Origin of the sequence: Haloarcula halophila, assembly GCF_029278565.1 — an archaeon.
GTDB classification, from domain to species: domain Archaea; phylum Halobacteriota; class Halobacteria; order Halobacteriales; family Haloarculaceae; genus Haloarcula; species Haloarcula halophila.
In genome coordinates this window covers 2,638,174-2,652,504 of sequence record NZ_CP119559.1, presented here as the reverse complement: position 1 = coordinate 2,652,504, position 14,331 = coordinate 2,638,174, and the positions used below count along the sequence as shown (strand labels likewise).

The window sequence follows — 14,331 nt, the reverse complement described above, 5'->3', positions numbered from 1 at the left end:
CCGCGTACTCGTCCCTATGCAGCGCACACCGCTCCTCCGGGCGAACCGCGAGGTCCTGTGTGCGATCGAGACACCGCCGGACTCCGGAATCGAGGAGCGTCTGGACGACGTAGCCGCCCGGCTGTGGTACCTCGCCGAGGAACACCCGTACGACCCCGACACCGGGCAGATCACACGACTCCGGTACACCCTTGGACAGCTCGCCAAGCGGACCCACGAACGCCGAGCGAGACGGCTCCGGCGCGCCCGCGAGGCGCTGGACGAGTACCGCCGGCTGCTGGACCCCGTTTGAGTTCCCTGCCAGTACACTGATCCGTCTGGCCCGTGAAGCGAACATGTTCGGCAACACTGCCCTGCGCCCTCGCCGAATATATTCGGGTGAGAACGATGCCACGCGCAGAACTCACGCTCACGGTACCGGACGACATCTGGATCGGTGACGTCTCCAGGCAACACGACGTCACGGTTCGGGTCTTAGCTGCGCTTCCCGACGAGGAATCGGGGGTCGGGCTCGCGGAGGTGACGACCGACGACCTGCCCGGCGTCCTCGGTGACATCGAGAGTCGGGAGCCGGTGACCTCGATGGAGATCCTCTCGACGACGAACGACACCGCACTGATACAGTTCGAGACGTCGACCCCGCTGTTGCTGTTCCCGATCCAGGGGTCGGGGATCCCGTTAGAGATGCCGTTTACCCTCGAAGGCGGAGAGGCCATCTGGGAGATCACGGCACCGCAGGAACGGCTCTCCCAGTTGGGCGAGCAACTCGACGAGTTCGGCATCCCCTTCACCGTCGAGAAGGTCCAGCAACACGTCACCGAGGAGCCGGTCCTGACCGAGAGCCAGCGTGACCTCGTCCGGACGGCCGTCGAGGAAGGGTACTACGACACCCCACGACGGTGTTCGCTGACCGAACTCGCCGAGACGGTCGGGATCGCGAAATCGACCTGTAGCGAGACGCTCCACCGGGCCGAAGAGCAGGTGCTCAAGCGGTTCGTCTCGGAACTGGAGGCCACGCCGAGTCGAAGCGCGTAAGAATCCCCGCTGTGAGTGAACTGACAATGAGCAACGACGCCGACGAGGTTCATCAGAACGCCGAGCAGGACGTCATCGCAGTCGACGCCGACGACAACGAGGAGGGGCTGGTCAACCGTCTCGAAGCCCACACCGGCGACGGCGTCCGGCACCGGGCGTTCACCGCACTGCTGTTCGACGAGGACGGTCGGGTGTTGCTGGCCCAGCGTGCCGCCGGCAAACGGCTGTGGGACACCCACTGGGACGGCACCGTCGCCTCTCACCCCGTCGAGGGCCAGACACAGGTCGAGGCGACCCGCGAGCGGTTGGAGGAGGAACTGGGGGTCTCGCCCGATCAGTACGAGAACCTGCGGGTCACCGACCGCTTCGAGTACAAACGCTACTACGAGAACGCCGGCCTGGAGTGGGAGGTCTGTGCGGTGCTGCAGGCGACGCTGCAGGACACTTCGCTGGACCCCAACCCCGAGGAGGTCGACGGGCTGCTGTGGGTCCCCTACGAGCGCCTGCGCGAACATCCCGAGTACTACCGGCAGCTGCGGCTCTGTCCGTGGTTCGAGATCGCCATGCGCCGGGACGAGGAGCAGTAACGACCAAGACCCGTCGTCCGGTTTTTCGGCACGGACGCCGTAGGGGCGACATGGACGTTCCGCTGTACGACGACCTCGACGGACAGGTCGCGCTGGTGACCGGCGCGACACGGGGGATCGGGAAGGCGATCGCCGACGGCCTCGTCAGTCACGGAGCGACGGTGTACGCCGGGGCGCGGGACCCGGCGGACGTGACGGCGGCCGACCGTCGCGCGGTCGAACTCGACGTGACCGACGACGCCGAGATGGCTGCCGCGGTCGACCGGATCGAGGCGGAGTCGGGACGGCTCGACGTTCTCGTCAACAACGCCGGCGTGATGGACACACGGGAGCCTCTGGCCGAGATGCCCACCGACGCCATCGACCGGACGTTCGAGACGAACCTCCGGGGACCGACGGTACTGACCAAACACGCCCTCCCACTGTTGCTCGACCGGCCCGGCGGCCGCGTCGTCAACGTCTCCTCGGGGCTGGGCGCGATCACCGAGCGTCAGTCCGGCGGAATGCCGGCCTATCGCGTGTCGAAGACCGGACTGAACGGGTTGACACGGTATCTGAACGGCGAGTACGCCGCCGAGGGGCTGCTCGCGAACTCGGTGTGTCCGGGTTACGTCCAGACGGACATGACCGAGGACAGCGCCCCACGGACGCCCGAGAAAGGCGCCGAGACGCCGGTCTGGCTCGCACGGTTCCGCCCGGAGGCACCGAGCGGGGAGTTCTGGCGCGACCGGGAGCGGAAGTCCTGGTGAGTCACGCCTCGTCGTACTCCGGGGGTTTCGCGGCGGGGAGGCCGACCGCGACGGTCGTCCCCGGCCCGCCCTCGAACGAGAGTGTCCCACCGACGTTGCGGACGACCCAGGCGACGAGCCACAGGCCGACACCGGAGCCGTGCTGGAGCGGCGTCTCCTCGCCCGCCTGGATGACCTCCCGTTCGTGGGCGGCGATACCGGGTCCGTCGTCGGCGACGGTGACGAGGACCCTCGGCGGTTCCGCACGGTAGGTGACGTCGACGTCGACGTTCACGCTGGCGCCGCCGTCCGCTCGGCCGGCTGCTGTCGGGCCGTCGGTGGCGTCCCGTTCGGGCGAGCGGCCGTGTTCGACGGCGTTGTCGACCAGTTCCTCGAAGGCAAGCGAGAGCGACGGCCCAGCGGACACCCAGATGTCCTCGTCACAGGAGAGGGAAATGTCGGCCGCAGGATAGGTCTCCCGAGCGTCCTCGATCAACGGGGCGAGCACGCTCGCGAGTCGGACCGGTCGAACCGACTCGTCTTCCAGCGCCTCCGATACCCGGCCGATCTTGTTGCTCCGGTCGACGACAGTGTCGACCGTGTCCCGGATGCGCTCGATCCGGTCCTGTTCGTCGTCGGTGACCCGATCGGCGAGGAGGTCGGCGTTGCCCCGGACGACGTTCATCTCGTTGCGAATGTTGTGCCGCAGGAGGCGGTTGAGAACGTCGAGTCGCTGCTCGCGCTGGCGCCGACCGGTGATGTCCCGGAGGCTGATGAGGTGGCCGGAGACGACACCGTAGGCCCGGTACAGCGGCGTCACCCGCACGTCGTAGTAGTTCACCGCACCGTCCCGTTGGAGTTCCGTCTCCGTCTGGGTAGATTCGCCCGGATCGGGAACAGTCGCCGCCAGCGCCGGCAACAGCTCCGCCAACCGCCGACCCTGGAGTTCGTTCCGCTCGCAGTCGAACAGCGCGACGGCCGCGTCGTTGACGTCGACGATACGGCCGTCGTCGTCGACGATGACGACCTGATCGTCCATCTCGGCGAAGATCGCCTCCCGCCCGAGGTCACGGGTCACTGGGGCGACATCGAGCAGATGCCCGCGCAGGAGTGCCGCCGAAAGGACGACGCCCGAGACGACGTAGCCCAGACTCGTCGGATCGAACTGAGTCGGGATCGCGTCGAGAACGTGCAGGGCCTGGGCGACGGTCGGCGCGGTGATCGCGAGCAACAGGACGATGGCCTGCCCGCGGAACGACTCGTTGGCTCGAAACGTCGTCCGGAGCAACAACCCGCCACCGCCGAGAATCAGCGCCAGGATGTACGCGAGATGCGCCAAGTACAACAGCGTCCACTCGGGTGCGAGCGCGCTCGTCCCGCCGAGAAGCGTCGTCGTGCTCCCCTCCCAGACCAGTTGATGAGCGGCGTTCGACCAGACGAGCGTGACGAACGCCCCCGGTTCGACCAGCAGGAGCGCGAGTCGCCGGCGGGTGAGCCACTCCGGACGCCCGCTGTACTCCAAGACGGTGGCCAGCCAGGCGACCGGGACGACCACGGAGAGGGTCAACTGCACCTTGAGGAGCCAGCGCATCGTCTCGATGTCGGGGACCGCAAGCTCCAGGCCGTGAGCGACGGCCCACAGACTCGCGGCCACGACGAACGCTGCGAGGGGGCCCGCACCCGGGCGGTCACGGTGGAGCCAGACCAGGAAGGCAACACACATCCCGAGAACGGCCGCCAGGAGGACGACCGAGAGGAGCATTTGTCGGGGAGTACAGGAAACCCGAGTATAAATCGTTCCCCGACGTTACAAGCACTGATACTGGGTTACGACCGACGGGACCGTAGCGCGGACCAGACGGCGACCGTACCCAGAACGAACGCCGGAACCAGCGGTAACACCAGGTAGGCGTCCCGGAGCGTCAGTCCCAGAGCGGCGACGATCCCCCGCGCCGCTGGGAGATAGAGGATCGCCGCGGGAACGACGAGGAAGGCGACGAACACCACACCGACGAGTACCCAGCCGTGCCAGCCAAACCCCTCGGTCGGTTCGGCCTGGCGGGGCGGCTCGCCGCTGGGTCGCTCGTAGCCGGAGTCGTCGTCAGTGACCGTCACCGAGCCGTCGCTGTCGATGGAGACCCGGTCGCTCGCGGCGTCGTCACTCATCGCTGGCGAACCGGGTGACGACCCTTCGGCCGTAGTCAGGACGGAGCATACCTCACAGTCGGGCCAGCGGCCGCAAAACGCTGGCGGTCCGGCCAGCGGCCGCCCCCGAGTATTTACCCGGGGACCGTCCACGTACTGACATGGTCGATTTCCAGTCCAGGGACACGCGGCGGGGGGCGAGCGAGGAGTCCGACGACGAGCCGGAAACGGAGCCCGATCAGGAGACAGAGCAGTCCGGTGACGGCGGAACGAGCGAGTCGGGGACAGCGAGCGAGGCAGCGACGACGGACGGAACAGAGACCGCAAACGAGACAGACACAGTGGAAGAGACGGACACGCAGACGGCGGAGACAGACGCGGCCTCACGGACCGACACAGCGGACGAAGCCGAGGGGACAGCCCCGACCAGCGACACGGAGCCGGCCGAACCACCCGGCTCGCCGCCTGAATCAACCTCGACCGACGCCCAGGGGCCAGCCGAAACAACGCCAGGGCGATCGAAACCAACCGGCTCGGGGCCGGTAACGACAACGCAAACGGCACGGTCGGTGTCGACGACACCTGCACGATCGATCGACGTGGCGCTGGTCGCCGTCGGCGAGGCAGCGACTTCGGAGGGCGATCCGAACCTGACGACGGATCGACTGACGGAGAGTCTGACCGACGCCGGTCACTCGGTGACTGTGACCCGAGAGCTGTCGGGCGGATACGACGAGGTCCAGGGGGCCGTCGACGGACTGGTTTCGCGACCGGACGTGGAGGCGGTCGTCACCGTCGGCGGGACCGGTATCGCGCAGTCGGAGGTCGTCATCGAGGCGGTCCACCCGCTGTTCGAGAAGGTCTTGCCCGGGTTCGGTGAAGTCGTCAGGAACCTCCTGTTTTACCGGGCCGGGACCAGCGTCGTCGGCGTCCGAACGACGGCGGGGATCGCCGGCGAGAGCCCGGTGTTCTGTCTTCCCGGCGAGCGAGAACTGGCGGTCCGCGCAGTCGAGGAAGTCGTCACGACCGAAGCACCGGCGCTCGTCGCCGAACTCGAATGACCCCGTTCGACCGGTTTTCCCTCGCGAAATCGAGGGCGTAAAACGAATAAAACGTCTTAATCGAGCCGGCAGTTCACAAAACGAATGAACCGAGACGCTATGAACTGCTTGACCGACCGCTGAATCGCGACACCCCTCGGTTCCGGTAATTCCCCCCCCCCCCCTCAGCATCCCGAAAACTTCCCGTACAAACCCTCTAAAGCGTCTAAATCGTCTTAACTGCGTCAACCCTTCAAGTGGGTTCCATCCCCAGGCGAGAGTGCAATGTCCGATCGAACTGCGACGCGACGCGGTGCACTCAAGGGTATCGGTGCGACAGTTGCCGCAGCCACGGGGATCACGGCGTTCTCCGTCTCGGGGGCGGCCCAGTCGCCCTGGACCGCCGTGGAGTCGCCGACGGGGAACACGCTCCACGACGTCGAGTACACGGACGAGGGCGCGTACGCGGTCGGTGGTGGTGGCGTCGTCCTCGAACGGACGCCCCTGGGCTGGCAGAAGATCGTCGACGGCGGGCCGACGGGGAACGGAAACAGCCTCTACGGCGCGGACGTGACCGACGACGGCAAGCGCCTGTGGTTCGTCGGGTCGTCGGGTGCGATCGGCGAGTACGACGTCGAGTCCGGTGTCCTGACCGACCACAGCGCCCCCATGGACGTGACCAACAACTTCAACGACGTCTCGGTCACGGGCCGGGCCGACGAGGCGAACGTCTACGTCGCCGGCGACTCCGGGAAGATGTACTACTCCTTCGAGAACGGCGCCAGCCAGACCTGGGAGTACGTCACGCCCGGTTCGGGCTCGGCGATCAACGCCGTCGACTTCTTCGACGACCGGAAGGGCCACATCGTCGACGGCAACAAGTCCGTGTTCCGGACCAGCGATGGCGCGACCTGGGACAAGATCGGGCTGGCCGACGCCAACGTCAACTTCTACGGTGTCGATTCGGACGGCTTCGACGACGTGTGGATCTCCGGCGGTGGCGGGATGATCTTCCACTGGGACGGCGTCGAGTGGACGCCCGCCGACACCGGCGACGCGGGGCTGCGGGACATCGAGGTCACCGACGACGACAGTGACGGCCTCACGGTCGGTGGCGGCGGGAAGGTGTACGACCTCGACGAGAAGTGGAACCAACAGGCGACCCCCAGCGGCCAGAACCTGAAAGCGGTCGTCCGGGGCAGCACCGACATCGCCGTCGGCTCCGGCGGGACCATCGTCGAGCGGTAACGAGTGCGTGACGACTCCGTTCGGCCCTCCAGCGACACACGTCGTCCCGTCGTGATGGACGACACCGCCCGCTGACTGGCTGCTCGATCGGGGATTCCGCCGACAGAGCCGTGAAGGGTTTTGGCGTCGGCGTTCGTACCGACAGCTATGGTACAGTCTCTCGGCGACGGCGTGTGGTGGTACGACCTCACGGGCGTCAACGCCGCGCTCGTCGACGACGGCGGGACGGTGACGCTCGTCGATACCGGGATGCCCTGGGACGGCAACCGGCTGGTCGCAGGACTGATCGACACCGGGTTCGAGCCCCGCGATGTCGAACGGATTCTCCTTACCCACTACGACATGGACCACGTGGGCGGTCTATCCGCCTTCGAACAGGCCGGCGCCACGGTCTACGTGGGGACCGCCGACGCGAACTTCGTCGCCGGCGACCGTTCGCCGCCCCTGCGAAACCACAAGGGCGCACTCCAGCGACTCACGTCGCCACTGGTCGACGCACCCGACCTCCCGATCGAACCACTGTCCGACGGCGAGACCGTCGGGAGCTTCACCGCCTATCACACATCGGGCCACACGCCCGGCCACGTCAGTTACGTCAGCGAGTCGCTGTCGACGGCGCTGCTCGGCGATCTGGTCCGGGAGAAGCGGGGACGGTTTCACCCCTCGCCGTGGCACCTGAGCTACGACATCCGGGATGTCCGTCGGTCGATCCAGTCGCTCGTCGAGGACGCTCCATCGTTCGAGATCGCGGTGCCCGGCCACGGAACGCCCTTCGAACGCGGCGGCTCGGACCGGCTCGCCGATCTGGCTGCCCGGTTATAGCTCCTCTGCGACTGCTTCCGGGCTCAGCAGGTCGGGGTCGACGACGAGGTCCGCCTGTCGGCTGGCGAAATCCGGGAGCGAGCCGTCGGCGTAGATGACGACCCGGACGTCCGGGTTGAGGTCTTTCGCGACCGCGATCGAGGTCGCTTGGCGCATCTCGGTCAGCAGATAGACGTCGGCCTCGTGGATGCCGGCCTCCTCCAGACCCGGCCGGTTCGCGACATCGACCGCATGGACATCGGCTTCGATGTCGGAAAGCGCTGCGCCCAGTCCGTCCTCGTCGGCGCCGGCGATGATGATATGCATACCTTGACGGGGAGCTTCGAGGCGTTAATGTGTTCGGTTCCAGAACGGCCCGTTCTCGGAGGTATCGGTACTCACAGAGAGCAGTTGCTGAGCGTGGTCGGCCTTCGCCAGGAACACCTCGCGGAGATCCGGCGGGTTCTCGAACCGGTGGTCTTCGAGGAGGTCACGAGGGACCGCGAGTGTATCGGCCGGGACGCCGTCGTCGCCGTGGACGGTGAAATGCTGTGAACCGAGTTTCATCACGAGCGGGAGGTCTGTGCGTTCGACCCCGTCACCGGTCGTGTACAACTGTCGGTTGACGCGCTCGTGTTGTTCGCGACACATCGTTGCGGCTGCGTCGTCGTGTGGCTCGACGTACAGCCGCCCGAGATAGTATCCGCGTGAAAACTGTTCGAACATCGGTGCAGTCGAGTGTGTGTCATCGACACGCATAAACGCTGGCCCATAAGTTTTTGTCGTCGCGCAATCCGACCGCCAGCAGGGCGACTCCGACAGTGCTTTTTTCTGTGGGGTCCCGGACACGGTATGGACAGCGAGCGAGCGACCGGTACCGGTGACTACCTGCTCCCCCGCCGGTACGCACGCTACTACCTGGAGAACACGCCGAGTCTGGTCTGGTTGCTGCTCGTCAACGTCGTCGCGATGCTGGTCGGCGTCCGGTACTACGTCGAGACGATGCCTGACGTGTCGACGTTCCTCTGGCCGCTGTACGCCGACTCGCCGGCAGCCCTGTTTCTCATGACGCTCTCGCTGGCGACGCTGCTGCCGTTTCTCGGTCGGTCGCTGGACGAGGTTCCGCTGAGTCGACCGCTCGCGTATCTCCACACCATCGCGCTGGTCTGGCTGCTCAAGATGGGGCTCTGGACCGTCGTTGCGCTGAACCTGGGGTTCGACGCCTACTTCCCCGCGCCGTGGGCGTACTTCGGGATCATCGTCACCCACGTCGGGTTCGTCGCCGAGGGGTTGCTGGTCCCACACTACGCGCGGACGACCCGCGGTGCGCTCCTGACGGCGCTTGCGCTCGCGCTCGGCAACGACCTTCTCGACTACGGGTTCGGCTACTACCCACCGCTTCGCTACGATCCGGGGATCACGCTCACAGCAGCGACAGTCGCACTCTCGGTCGGCGCGGTCGTCGCCGCGTCCTGGCTGCTTCCAAGACACGCTGAAAACGAAGTATAAACGCTATTGGACTGTTTATGAGGCCCTCGGTGGAGGGTAAACGCTTCGAACGAAGACCCCTATTTTTACGACTGGATGGCCATAGCTATCGATAGATGCGCCACCGTTACCTCGTGTTAGTCGCTGTCGCCGCTCTCGCGTTCGGTGTTCCGGGTGTCGCTGCGCAGGGAACTGTGGCGGACAACGACTCCGGAAGCGGCGTCATCAGCCAGGCGAACACGACCGGTAACACTACGCTAGGGACGCAGCTGAGCGCCTTCCTCCAAGCCAGTTCGGCGGCAGCTGACGACACGGTCGAGTCGGGGATGTGGCGTGCCGGCTACGAGCAAGCCAGCGACGAGGAGCAGCCGGAGCTCGTTAGAAACCGAACAGGGACGCTCGAACGCCGACTCGAACGGCTCCAGGAGCGAAACGAGTCGCTGGAGGAACGGTTCGAGAACGGGTCGCTTTCGGAACAGGCCTACGTCGCACAGCAGAGCCGGCTCGCGGCCCGGATCACGGGGCTGAAGACGGCGGTCAACGAGACCGACACGGCTGCCCGGGAGACGGGCGTCAACGATACGCAACTCGAACGGCTCAAGCGGAACGCCAGCAACCTCACCGGACCGGAGGTGTCACAGATCGCCCGCGGGATCGCCGGACCGCCGGACAGGGCAGGTCCGCCGAACGCGAGCGAGCGGGGACCACCGGGTGACAACGCCAGCGAACGTGGCCCGCCGAACGCGAGTGAACGTGGCCCACCGGATGACAACGACAGCGAACGTGGCCCGCCGGATGACACCGGCCCATCTGACGACCGGTCCGATCGAGGATCGTCGGACGATTCCAGCCCGTCTGACGAGGCTGAGAGTGAGCGGGGACCGCCGGACGACGCCGGACCTCCTGACGACGACGACTCCGACCAGGGACCACCGGAAGACGCCGGGCCTCCTGACAATGACGACTCCGATCAGGGACCGCCGGAAGACGCCGGCTCTCCGGAAGACAGTGACTCGGAGCAAGGACCACCGGACGACACTGGACCCTCCGACGATAGCGATTCCGATCAAGGACCACCGGAAGACGCCGGACCTCCCGATGATACCGAGAGCGACGGGGGACCGCCGGAGGACACAGGTCCGCCAGCGGACAACGGGCCACCGGACGACAGCGACAGTGAGAGCAACCCATCCGGGGATACGACACCGTCCGATGAGGATACCTCGCCCGACGACGAGGACGACGATCCGTCCGAGAGCGGAGACGCACCATCCGACGACGGACCCCCGGACGACGGCGCGGAATCGCCCGACGACACTGACGACCAGGACGACACGGAATCCGACGACAGTGATGACCAGGACGACACCGAGTCCGACGACAGCGACGACCAGGACGACGGTGGACCGCCGGATAGCGGCGACAGAGGGAACGGCGGCCCACCGAGTGACGATCAGTCCGGTAACGGCGGCAGCGGTGGCCCACCCTGATCCCGCTCGAAGGGGTCACCCTTTTCTACGCAGACCCGCTACCCTCGGGTGAATGGACTCCGCCGAGTTGCTCGATCTCCTCGGGAACGCCAACCGTCGGCGTATCCTCCGACTGCTCGCCCACAAGCCCTGTTACATCACGGAGATCAGTGAGTACCTTGGCGTCAGTCCCAAGGCGGTCATCGACCACCTCCAGAAACTGGAAGACGCCGGACTCGTCACCTCCCGGACCGACGACAAGCGCCGAAAGTACTTCTCGATCTCGCGGAACCTCCGACTGGAGGTCCGTGTCTCGCCCTACGAGTTCGGGACCAAGAGCGCCTACCCGACCAATCCCGGCTTCGACATGTCCAGATGTCGCCATATCAGCATCGACGTCGGCGACGGCGGAGAGGAGACGCTTGGCGACCTCGCCAGCGAACTCGAACGGCTCGAACAGTTGGAGAACGAGCTCTCACTGGCCCAGCGGTGGGTCCAGGGCCGCGCGACAGACGTCCGTGACCGGATCGACGAGGCCGTCGACGACGGTGACGGCCGGCTCTACGCCGAACTCGTGAGCGCGCTGGCAGCCGGCGTCTCCACCGTCCCGGCGCTGTCCCGCGAAGTCGAAGCGCCACCGGAACTGATCGAGGAGGTACTCGACCGGCTGGCGGCACAGGACGTGGTCGAGGAGACCGAGGACGGCTGGCAGTTACGATAGGTCGGCGGTGAGGCCGGCGCGTAGGTCCCGGCCGAGGTAGTGAGCGACCAGCGAGGCGACCAGCCCCAGTACCGCCGCGACGAGGAACAGACGGCCGGCACCGACGTTCCCGCCGGCGACGCCCCGGAGCGCGAGCTGTGAGAACACCGAGAGGACGGTCCCGACGCCGGCGACGAGCCCGCCGGCCAGTCCCGTCTCGATGTAGCGCCGTTCGCTCGCCGCGAGGCCGTAGAGGAAGGCACCGACGGGAATCCCCAGGATCGCGGTAAACGGGAGTAGCGGGACGAAACTGCCCGCGACCATCCCGCCGCCGGTCGCGGCGAACGCGAACAGGAGCGCCCGGGCGGAGAAGTAGCTCCCACCGGACTCCGCCGTCTCGTCGGTGGACTGGCGTTCGGTCGTGGTCCCGCCGATCCCACCGATGTCGACGCCCGTGTCGGCATCCGTCGTGGTGTCTGCCTCGCGGGTCCGCTCCTCGGTTCGCTCGGACATACCTACCGATGGCACGCCGAGGGGCATGGACCTTTCGGGAGCGTGTCACCTTCCGGGCCGCGAACGGATGGGTTCAAGTCCCGCCGGGCGGAACTGGCGCGCATGAACGCAGGCGACCGCGTCCGCGTCGACCGCGCGGACCAGACCTACGAGGGGGTCTTGCTCCCGTCGAGCACCCCTGACCACCTCGCGATCAAGCTCGACGGTGGCTACAACGTCGGCGTCGACCGGGCCGAGGCCGAGGTCGAAGTACTCGAATCCGACGTGTACGACGTCGAGAGCGCCCAGGACGAACAGGGACAGTCCGAGATCGAGTTCGACGACGACCTGCCGACGGTGTCGCTGATCTCGACGGGGGGCACCATCGCCTCGACCGTCGACTACCGCACCGGCGCGGTCACCGCACAGTTCGACGCCGAGGACGTCCTCCGGGCGGTGCCGGACCTGGCGGGGATGGCAAACTACCGTGGTCGCGTCGTCGCCAACATCCTCTCGGAGAACATGACTCCCGCCGTCTGGCAGGACCTCGCGGCGGCCATCTACGAGGAGATCGAAGCGGGCGCCGACGGCGTCGTCGTCATGCACGGCACCGACACGATGCAGTTTACCGCCGCCGCGATGGCGTTCATGTTGGACACGCCGGTCCCCGTCATCTTCACCGGGAGTCAGCGGTCGGCCGACCGTCCATCCTCGGACAACGTGATGAACGCCGTCTGCTCGGTCGAGGCGGCCACGAGCGACTGCGCGGAAGTGCTGGTCTGTATGCACGCCGACGAGTCCGACGACCGGTGTGCGCTCCACCGCGGGACCCGCGTCCGGAAGAACCACACCTCCCGCCGGGACGCCTTCGAGACGGTCGGCGCGAACCCGCTGGGGGAAGTCGACTACGACACCGACGGCGACAACGAAGTTACCTTCCGCCGGGAGTACGCCGAGCGCGGCGACACCGACCTGGCGCTGGCCGACGACCTGGCGACCGACGTGGAACTCGTGAAGTTCACACCAGGGATGGACCCCACGCTGCTCGAAACGGCTGCCGAGGACAGCGCCGGTATCGTCATCGAGGGGACCGGCCTGGGCCACGTCAACACCGACTGGATCGACGCGATCGATGCGCTGGACGTGCCGGTCGTGATGACCAGCCAGTGTCTCGAAGGCCGGGTCTGTGACCGGGTGTACGACACCGGCCGGGACCTGTTGGAGGCCGGCGTCATCGAGGGCGAAGACATGCTGCCCGGGACGGCGAAGGTGAAACTGATGTGGGCGTTGGCAAACGCCGGGGACGTCGAGGACGCCATCCGGGACCCCCTGGCCGGCGAGATCCAGCAGCGGTCGACCCCCTGGCTGTAGCCTGCGATCGTCGGTTTTCCGCCACAGTTTCAAGACGGAGGCCGCCACCAGTCGTCGTATGTCATCGACCGTCCGGCAGGCACGCGAAGCCGACTACGAGGACGTGGTATCCGTCGTCGAGGGCGTCTGGGACGACCGTGAGACTGACGATTACGTTCCGGACGTCTTCGACGACTGGGTCCGCAGCGACGGCCCGAGTCAGCGGACCGTCGTCGTCGAGGTCGACGGGACCGTCGTCGGCCTCTGTCAGGCAGCGCTGGTCTCCGACCACGAGGCCTACGTCCAGGGAATCCGGGTCGATCCGGCTCACCGCGGCGCAGGCTACGGGCTTGCGATGCTCGGGGACCTCTTCGAGTGGGCCAGCGACCGCGGTGCGACCGTCGCCCGCGGGATGGTGTTCTCCTGGAACGACGCCGGCCTCGGACAGGCCGTCGCCGCCGGCTTCCGACCCGAGAGCGCCTTCCGCTGGGCGCGCCCGGAACCGGGCGAGGCGGAGCCGTCGATGCCCGTCGAGCGCGACCCGACGGCGGCCTGGAGTTACTGGACCCGAAGCGACGGCCGGACCGCCCTCTCCGGGGTCACACTGGACACAGAGCAGACGTGGGCGGTCGCCGAGTTGACACGGGAGCGCCTCCAGCGGTTGGCGGACGAACAGGCCGTCTTCGCGGTCGCCGGGAGCGGAACCCGGGGGATGGCCTGCCGCGTCCGGACGACCGAGGACGCGGGAACCGACCGGACGCTCGCCGAATACGCCGTCGGGACGTGGGAGGACACCGACGCGGCGGACGCGCTGTTCGACGCCGTTCGGGCCGACGCGGCCACGTTGGGCGTCGACGGGACACGGGTCTTCATCCCGGAGACGCCGCGCCACGTCGCCGAGGCGGCCTACGTCCGGGCGAACACGAGCGACTGGCCGACGTTCGCCCTCTCGGCCGACCTCACCGGGGCTTAGCCGCCGCTGACCGGCGGGAACAGGGCCAGTTCGGTGCCCTCGTCGACGGTCGTCGCCAGGCCCTCACCCGCAGTGAAGGGGTCCTCGCCGTCGACCAGTAGTCTGACGTGGTCGACCAGCTCGCCGTCCTCCGATACCTCGGCGGCCAGGGAAGGGTACTCCTCGCGGAGTGCGTCCAACGCGGCACCGACTGTCGGTTCGCCGTCGACGTCGACGGTAACGGTGTCACCGCCGGCGACTTCTCGGAGGTGTGCGAACAGTTTCCACTCCATATC

18 protein-coding genes are annotated in these 14,331 nt (G+C 67.1%); 12 read left to right on the top strand and 6 right to left on the bottom strand.

Annotation, left to right across the window (positions count from 1 at the left end):
- Positions 1 to 16 precede the first annotated feature (16 nt).
- The 4 genes from P0204_RS13965 to P0204_RS13950 all read left to right on the top strand — a co-directional run bounded on the left by P0204_RS13965 (position 17) and on the right by P0204_RS13950 (position 2,371).
- A complete protein-coding gene (locus P0204_RS13965; RefSeq protein WP_276180263.1) occupies positions 17 to 292 on the top strand; it encodes a DUF7553 family protein in 276 nt (91 codons plus the stop codon).
- 95 nt (positions 293 to 387) lie between these two features.
- Entirely contained in the window at positions 388 to 1,035 is a 648-nt protein-coding gene (locus tag P0204_RS13960) for a helix-turn-helix domain-containing protein (protein ID WP_276180261.1), read from the top strand.
- A gap of 26 nt (positions 1,036 to 1,061) precedes the next feature.
- Positions 1,062 to 1,622 carry an NUDIX hydrolase gene (locus P0204_RS13955; RefSeq protein ID WP_276180259.1) on the top strand — a complete coding sequence of 187 codons (561 nt, stop codon included), beginning with the start codon at positions 1,062 to 1,064 and terminating at the stop codon, positions 1,620 to 1,622.
- Positions 1,623 to 1,672: 50 nt separating this feature from the next.
- On the top strand, positions 1,673 to 2,371 hold the full coding sequence (locus P0204_RS13950) for an SDR family NAD(P)-dependent oxidoreductase (RefSeq protein WP_276180257.1): 699 nt from the start codon (positions 1,673 to 1,675) through the stop codon (positions 2,369 to 2,371).
- Between the two features lies 1 nt (position 2,372).
- Here the strand turns inward: P0204_RS13950 and P0204_RS13945 are convergent, their stop codons facing one another.
- Together P0204_RS13945 and P0204_RS13940 are read right to left on the bottom strand one after the other, a co-directional pair.
- On the bottom strand, positions 2,373 to 4,112 hold the full coding sequence (locus P0204_RS13945; protein ID WP_276180255.1) for a histidine kinase N-terminal 7TM domain-containing protein: 1,740 nt from the start codon (positions 4,110 to 4,112) through the stop codon (positions 2,373 to 2,375).
- A 65-nt stretch (positions 4,113 to 4,177) separates the two neighbouring features.
- Complete coding sequence (locus P0204_RS13940) at positions 4,178 to 4,516, bottom strand: DUF7977 family protein (protein ID WP_276180253.1); 339 nt, start codon at positions 4,514 to 4,516, stop codon at positions 4,178 to 4,180.
- A gap of 140 nt (positions 4,517 to 4,656) precedes the next feature.
- On the opposite strand from P0204_RS13940, the gene P0204_RS13935 reads away from it, so the two are divergent.
- From P0204_RS13935 to P0204_RS13925, 3 genes are all read left to right on the top strand, one after another.
- Positions 4,657 to 5,556 (top strand): MogA/MoaB family molybdenum cofactor biosynthesis protein, encoded by a 900-nt coding sequence (locus P0204_RS13935; protein WP_276180251.1) that lies wholly within the window; start codon positions 4,657 to 4,659, stop codon positions 5,554 to 5,556.
- Positions 5,557 to 5,820: 264 nt separating this feature from the next.
- Positions 5,821 to 6,783, top strand: coding sequence for a WD40/YVTN/BNR-like repeat-containing protein (locus tag P0204_RS13930; protein ID WP_276180248.1), 963 nt, complete (start codon positions 5,821 to 5,823; stop codon positions 6,781 to 6,783).
- Between the two features lie 147 nt (positions 6,784 to 6,930).
- Positions 6,931 to 7,605, top strand: a complete 675-nt coding sequence (locus P0204_RS13925) for an MBL fold metallo-hydrolase (protein ID WP_276180245.1) — start codon at positions 6,931 to 6,933, stop codon at positions 7,603 to 7,605.
- On the opposite strand, the gene P0204_RS13920 is transcribed toward P0204_RS13925, so the two are convergent.
- Positions 7,600 to 7,911, bottom strand: coding sequence for a DUF7126 family protein (locus tag P0204_RS13920; protein ID WP_276180242.1), 312 nt, complete (start codon positions 7,909 to 7,911; stop codon positions 7,600 to 7,602). The two genes, P0204_RS13925 and P0204_RS13920, sit on opposite strands and share 6 nt — an antisense overlap.
- Positions 7,912 to 7,935: 24 nt before the next feature.
- Positions 7,936 to 8,310, bottom strand: coding sequence for a DUF5802 family protein (locus tag P0204_RS13915; RefSeq protein WP_276180239.1), 375 nt, complete (start codon positions 8,308 to 8,310; stop codon positions 7,936 to 7,938).
- 126 nt (positions 8,311 to 8,436) lie between these two features.
- Between P0204_RS13915 and P0204_RS13910 the strand changes: the two genes are divergently transcribed.
- The 3 genes from P0204_RS13910 (at position 8,437) to P0204_RS13900 (ending at position 11,262) form a co-directional block, all read left to right on the top strand.
- Complete coding sequence (locus P0204_RS13910) at positions 8,437 to 9,093, top strand: DUF1405 domain-containing protein (RefSeq protein ID WP_276180236.1); 657 nt, start codon at positions 8,437 to 8,439, stop codon at positions 9,091 to 9,093.
- Positions 9,094 to 9,188: 95 nt separating this feature from the next.
- Positions 9,189 to 10,562 (top strand): hypothetical protein, encoded by a 1,374-nt coding sequence (locus tag P0204_RS13905; protein WP_276180233.1) that lies wholly within the window; start codon positions 9,189 to 9,191, stop codon positions 10,560 to 10,562.
- Positions 10,563 to 10,614: 52 nt separating this feature from the next.
- Positions 10,615 to 11,262: an ArsR/SmtB family transcription factor gene (locus tag P0204_RS13900; RefSeq protein ID WP_276180231.1), complete on the top strand. Its 648-nt coding sequence runs from the start codon at positions 10,615 to 10,617 to the stop codon at positions 11,260 to 11,262.
- Here P0204_RS13900 and P0204_RS13895 read toward each other — a convergent pair.
- Positions 11,254 to 11,754 (bottom strand): hypothetical protein, encoded by a 501-nt coding sequence (locus P0204_RS13895; protein ID WP_276180228.1) that lies wholly within the window; start codon positions 11,752 to 11,754, stop codon positions 11,254 to 11,256. The genes P0204_RS13900 and P0204_RS13895 overlap by 9 nt on opposite strands.
- 102 nt (positions 11,755 to 11,856) lie before the next feature.
- Here P0204_RS13895 and gatD point away from each other — a divergent pair, with 102 nt between their 5' ends.
- Together gatD and P0204_RS13885 are read left to right on the top strand one after the other, a co-directional pair.
- Positions 11,857 to 13,104, top strand: a complete 1,248-nt coding sequence (gene gatD / locus P0204_RS13890) for a Glu-tRNA(Gln) amidotransferase subunit GatD (protein WP_276180225.1) — start codon at positions 11,857 to 11,859, stop codon at positions 13,102 to 13,104.
- Positions 13,105 to 13,162: 58 nt separating this feature from the next.
- Positions 13,163 to 14,056 carry a GNAT family N-acetyltransferase gene (locus P0204_RS13885; protein ID WP_276180223.1) on the top strand — a complete coding sequence of 298 codons (894 nt, stop codon included), beginning with the start codon at positions 13,163 to 13,165 and terminating at the stop codon, positions 14,054 to 14,056.
- On the opposite strand, the gene P0204_RS13880 is transcribed toward P0204_RS13885, so the two are convergent.
- Entirely contained in the window at positions 14,053 to 14,328 is a 276-nt protein-coding gene (locus P0204_RS13880; RefSeq protein WP_276180220.1) for a ubiquitin-like small modifier protein 1, read from the bottom strand. The two genes, P0204_RS13885 and P0204_RS13880, sit on opposite strands and share 4 nt — an antisense overlap.
- Positions 14,329 to 14,331 lie beyond the last annotated feature (3 nt).

Excerpts from the sequence above, each read along its gene's own strand:
- P0204_RS13965 (WP_276180263.1), top strand. The coding sequence starts at position 17 with ATGCAGCGCACACCGCTCCTCCGGGCGAACCGCGAGGTCCTGTGTGCG.
- P0204_RS13960 (WP_276180261.1), top strand. The coding sequence starts at position 388 with ATGCCACGCGCAGAACTCACGCTCACGGTACCGGACGACATCTGGATC.
- P0204_RS13955 (WP_276180259.1), top strand. The coding sequence starts at position 1,062 with ATGAGCAACGACGCCGACGAGGTTCATCAGAACGCCGAGCAGGACGTC.
- P0204_RS13950 (WP_276180257.1), top strand. The coding sequence starts at position 1,673 with ATGGACGTTCCGCTGTACGACGACCTCGACGGACAGGTCGCGCTGGTG.
- P0204_RS13945 (WP_276180255.1), bottom strand. The coding sequence starts at position 4,112 with ATGCTCCTCTCGGTCGTCCTCCTGGCGGCCGTTCTCGGGATGTGTGTT.
- P0204_RS13940 (WP_276180253.1), bottom strand. The coding sequence starts at position 4,516 with ATGAGTGACGACGCCGCGAGCGACCGGGTCTCCATCGACAGCGACGGC.
- P0204_RS13935 (WP_276180251.1), top strand. The coding sequence starts at position 4,657 with ATGGTCGATTTCCAGTCCAGGGACACGCGGCGGGGGGCGAGCGAGGAG.
- P0204_RS13930 (WP_276180248.1), top strand. The coding sequence starts at position 5,821 with ATGTCCGATCGAACTGCGACGCGACGCGGTGCACTCAAGGGTATCGGT.
- P0204_RS13925 (WP_276180245.1), top strand. The coding sequence starts at position 6,931 with ATGGTACAGTCTCTCGGCGACGGCGTGTGGTGGTACGACCTCACGGGC.
- P0204_RS13920 (WP_276180242.1), bottom strand. The coding sequence starts at position 7,911 with ATGCATATCATCATCGCCGGCGCCGACGAGGACGGACTGGGCGCAGCG.
- P0204_RS13915 (WP_276180239.1), bottom strand. The coding sequence starts at position 8,310 with ATGTTCGAACAGTTTTCACGCGGATACTATCTCGGGCGGCTGTACGTC.
- P0204_RS13910 (WP_276180236.1), top strand. The coding sequence starts at position 8,437 with ATGGACAGCGAGCGAGCGACCGGTACCGGTGACTACCTGCTCCCCCGC.
- P0204_RS13905 (WP_276180233.1), top strand. The coding sequence starts at position 9,189 with ATGCGCCACCGTTACCTCGTGTTAGTCGCTGTCGCCGCTCTCGCGTTC.
- P0204_RS13900 (WP_276180231.1), top strand. The coding sequence starts at position 10,615 with ATGGACTCCGCCGAGTTGCTCGATCTCCTCGGGAACGCCAACCGTCGG.
- P0204_RS13895 (WP_276180228.1), bottom strand. The coding sequence starts at position 11,754 with ATGTCCGAGCGAACCGAGGAGCGGACCCGCGAGGCAGACACCACGACG.
- gatD (WP_276180225.1), top strand. The coding sequence starts at position 11,857 with ATGAACGCAGGCGACCGCGTCCGCGTCGACCGCGCGGACCAGACCTAC.
- P0204_RS13885 (WP_276180223.1), top strand. The coding sequence starts at position 13,163 with ATGTCATCGACCGTCCGGCAGGCACGCGAAGCCGACTACGAGGACGTG.
- P0204_RS13880 (WP_276180220.1), bottom strand. The coding sequence starts at position 14,328 with ATGGAGTGGAAACTGTTCGCACACCTCCGAGAAGTCGCCGGCGGTGAC.